5 protein-coding genes are annotated in these 3,857 nt (G+C 44.3%); all 5 read right to left on the reverse strand.

Annotated elements, in window-relative coordinates; all coding sequences use genetic code 11:
* Positions 1-223: 223 nt before the first annotated feature.
* Positions 224-607, reverse strand: coding sequence for a VOC family protein (locus MO867_RS20865; protein WP_252472700.1), 384 nt, complete (start codon positions 605-607; stop codon positions 224-226).
* A 125-nt stretch (positions 608-732) separates the two neighbouring features.
* Positions 733-1,152: a GNAT family N-acetyltransferase gene (locus tag MO867_RS20870; RefSeq protein WP_252472702.1), complete on the reverse strand. Its 420-nt coding sequence runs from the start codon at positions 1,150-1,152 to the stop codon at positions 733-735.
* Between the two features lie 265 nt (positions 1,153-1,417).
* The gene (locus MO867_RS20875; RefSeq protein ID WP_252472704.1) at positions 1,418-2,041 is read right to left on the reverse strand and encodes a suppressor of fused domain protein; all 624 of its coding nucleotides are present in this window, start codon (positions 2,039-2,041) and stop codon (positions 1,418-1,420) included.
* Between the two features lie 796 nt (positions 2,042-2,837).
* Positions 2,838-3,401 (reverse strand): hypothetical protein, encoded by a 564-nt coding sequence (locus MO867_RS20880; protein WP_252472706.1) that lies wholly within the window; start codon positions 3,399-3,401, stop codon positions 2,838-2,840.
* A 94-nt stretch (positions 3,402-3,495) separates the two neighbouring features.
* Positions 3,496-3,857: hypothetical protein (locus MO867_RS20885; protein WP_252472708.1), on the reverse strand; the 362-nt coding region annotated here is incomplete at its 5' end.

Consider the following 3,857-nt stretch of genomic DNA (forward strand, 5'->3'; position numbering starts at 1 on the left):
CAGATGTTACCTTCAGCTGACCGTTCTTTTCCAGGGGATTAACTGATGCACTTCAGAGTTGAATGCAGGATATATAACACGCTAATTGAAGCCGGTTGGCATATAGATTTAGCTACCTGGCAGAGGCCCACCATCGGCGCCCTCCGAAAGCCTTATTTGCTACAGTTTGTTTGATCGCCTGTCCACCAAGGGTGCCAATGCCGGCTACCAGACTTATATATTGCTACCCGACTGTACGCTCAAAATCTAGGTAATACTTAAATTCAAGAGTGTTACCGCTGGGATCTTTTATAAGAAATTTACCTGACTCATCTTCAGTGCCTTCATTTTTTATAAGGCTATTAGCTGCAAACTCAACATCATTTAATTTGCAAACCTTTAACACAGATAACCATTCCTCTTTACTTAAGATTGGCCCAAAATGATCAATTTGGAAAGCTTGCATTTTATCAGAAGCTTGATGGATTGTAATTTGATGCCCATAAAATAAAATATCAAACCATGTTGGGTTGTCGCGGCCAATAGAGCAACCCAGAATATCCAAATAGAAGCGTTTGGCCTCCTCTTTATCAGGGACCACGAAAGAGAGATGAAATGGATTTAACATTAGGTTCTCCTTTTGCTCATAAGCGTATAGCGCTACTATAACCCGCCTGAGAGGGGTAGTGGTTTTTTGACTCCACGTAAATTTGATGGTACACGGAGGTCGGTTTGATAGATTGCTTATGAATTTTAAACGTTAATGGAAAAGTACTTTGCTTCCCATGTCATTCCTTTTTCTATATAGAACTTGTGGGCTTGCTCACGTCGGACACCAGAAACAAGGTGAACCTGGTTGCAGCCTTGAACTTTTGCTTGCTCTAAAATCCAGTCAAAAAGCTTTCCGCCATAACCACTCGATCTTTTCTCTGAAGTGGTAATAAGGTCTTCAATTTCAAGATACTTTCCCGTATGCAGCCAGTCAGATATACGGTAGCCTACTACGGCTTTTATGCCATTATCTTCCAGCCAAGCCAGTTTATACCCGCAGCTGTCAGCTAAAGATAAAATTCTATTCAGGAAGTCATCTTTAGCTATATGCGGCCTAAGCTGAGATAGAACCTCATAGCAACCCAGTATATCTTCGTGTGTGTCAGCTATAGATATATTCACTTGAACCTCGTGTGTATAATGCTACCATAACTTGCCGTTTTGAGCACAACGTAAGGTGGCCTGATGGCTCTATTGTAAGCCATTTTTCAAAAGTTTTTGACACTTTTAACTACTTGGGCAGTCTCGTAAAAAAAGACCGCTCCAGCTCGACAGCTAATCGCTGGGTGGAAATTCATTGCAGATAGGGAGTCGCCCATTGCGGACCCGCACGATGGGTGGTATGGGGGTCGGTAGCTAGAAACCACCGTTACCCGATTTATGCGGTTTACACCACACTCGCTCGCTCCTTGCTTGTAATCAGTCCGCCAATATTGCTAACTAATTTTTCTCTAATTTCATCGGATGATGTTTGTTTTGCAGCATCCAATTCCGATGGTGTTATACCGACAACCTGTAATAGATCGACAGCGCCTGACTTGATATAAAAGTTACTTGGGAAGCTAGCCGGTTGAGTGAACATCATTGTTTTAATTGAATCAGACAGAGCTAGAGGCACACGATGACCATAGTCTAGGGGAGGGAAATCACCCATTTGGCCGGTTACAAGTAATAAGTTATAAGCCATAAGCGTTTGAAGTACTTCAACCGCCCACATTTCTTCATTTTCTGTTTCTATTAGGAACTCCACGCCAAGACCAGAGTATTCCTCAGGTTCTTCTGTTTCCCAAGGATTTGACATTCCTGAAGTTACATAAGCCCATGTGCTTCTATTATTAGTTGGCGGGCACTTGAAAACACCATGTGTAAGCCAGCGAGGATCAATGCCTTTAGCATTCATTCGATCAAAGATCTCATTTGGTATGGGAAATATACCTGGCCCAGTATCAACAAATATTTTCTTATATAATTTTTCTTCTCGCTCTTCCCATGATTCTTCAAGGAAACTCATTCTCTCTCCTTCGCATAACGCCTAAAGCACCTGCGTCAAAACCAAAACCAAAGCGAAACGGAGGTTTTGACGCAGGTGCCTTTACTTGGTACGCCCAGCATGGGCGTGGACTAATGGGGTGAAAGTCCCCTGTAGGAAGATCACCGTTTAATGGATCCCATTAAATGCTAACTACTAGCGAATGGCAACTGCAACACCGTGAGGTTTTGTGGGGAGGAAGCCGCTAGCAAAACTACGAGCTGACGAACAGAAACATCATATAAGGCTTAGCCAGGAGGCGAGGTGGCCAAGGACACCGAAGCCAAGTGATCTAACGGGTAGAGTAAATGATGCAGTTGTGTAGTGGAAGTTCACGTTCTTATCTGGGGAGATCTGTTTAACTTGCTGCTGTGAAGCCGTCAGCGTGGCCGCTGACTCATAAATAGGCCCACTCCGCTAGCCACCATTGCGGGGATCGACAAAAGTGGTGGAACACAGCAGCGCCTCGGTCAGTAATGGCTGAGGTGATTAAACAGAAGTCAGCAGATGGCATAGTAGCCAAATGCCAAGATTAATACCTTGGACAGGGTGAAGGCCTGAACCTAAATCCACGAGCTAAAAGACAGGGCTAGCCTACCGATAGGTTTCCAGTCGGATAAAGTTGAGGTAGCGCACTGCCATGACACTCAACTCAAATGAAGAGCTGCTCGATACTATCGTTGGGTAGAGATTCATTACGGATAGGGAACCGCCCATCGCAGACCCGCACGATGGGTGGTGTGGGGGCCGGTGGCTAGAAGTTTACTGGCTACCCGATTTAGCTTTGCTTGCACTTAACTGTTATATCAATAGCCTCTGCCCACGCGGATTGTCTATCAAAGTTTTCAACAAGGTCATTATTTGGGTTGTTGCCGGTAAAGGCACCAATGCCAAGCTGGATCATATATGTTGGATGATAGGTTGGCAGGCCTCGCGTAGTTAAAGCGCTGCATACATTAGCGTTGTTTTCCAGAATTGCGTTAACTTCTGTTTGGAGTAGCGAAACCTGCTGGCCAGAAAGGCCGCTTAAAGTTTGCATTTGAAGAACTATAATTCCTTGGTGTGAGGTTTTATCGCTAACTCTTTTGTTGTCATAAATCCCATAGGTCATAGCAGCGTAATACATATCTGCTGCCGTTGAATAGCTCTCAGAATCCCAACATTTCTTCATGCCTACAAAGATGTCAGCGGGGTTTTGGTTTGATTTCAGTTGATCGATATTCACGCACTCTGCTGGCTTGGAAGCTTCGAGATTTCCTTTGTTCTGGATGTTTGCAATACCAGAGTTACTTGCACATGAGGCAATAACCATAGATGCGGCTATTACTAAAAACCTATTCATATGCTCAATTTACCTTGTGAAGTTAACCCCGCCAATAGGGGTGAGCCGCACGCAGTTTGGCGATCCAGTACTTGGCCTTGTTAGAGATTTAGATTCACACAAATTCAACCTTACGCGCCCCCGCTGCATATGCCATTTCATTTAGGCACCGTTGCTCAACCTCAGATAGACCGCCCTCAGACATTTCTTTAACTTCTAGGTGCAGTATCGGCTTTGATTTGAATAAACCGGTAGCTCCAATTTCCCTGAGACCGCTTTTAAGGCATTCGACAGCGGGAAGAAATGTACCAACCAGCAGGCGAGTTGTTGTGTATGGCTGTATTGGTTCCACGGTAACATTTTCACCACGATGGATTAAGACCATTTTGTTCGCGTATATTTCTACTTTAATATCCATTAAGTCAATACTTCGGACAGTTTTAGGGGCGAAATAGGTAGGAACCACGGCCAGATACT

The sequence above is a fragment of the Microbulbifer okhotskensis genome (assembly GCF_023895975.1).
In the GTDB taxonomy this organism is placed as follows: Bacteria; Pseudomonadota; Gammaproteobacteria; order Pseudomonadales; family Cellvibrionaceae; genus Microbulbifer; species Microbulbifer okhotskensis.

Bases quoted from the DNA above. Each gene is read 5' to 3' on its own strand.
- MO867_RS20865 (WP_252472700.1), bottom strand. From the start codon at position 607: ATGTTAAATCCATTTCATCTCTCTTTCGTGGTCCCTGATAAAGAGGAG.
- MO867_RS20875 (WP_252472704.1), bottom strand. From the start codon at position 2,041: ATGAGTTTCCTTGAAGAATCATGGGAAGAGCGAGAAGAAAAATTATAT.
- MO867_RS20880 (WP_252472706.1), bottom strand. From the start codon at position 3,401: ATGAATAGGTTTTTAGTAATAGCCGCATCTATGGTTATTGCCTCATGT.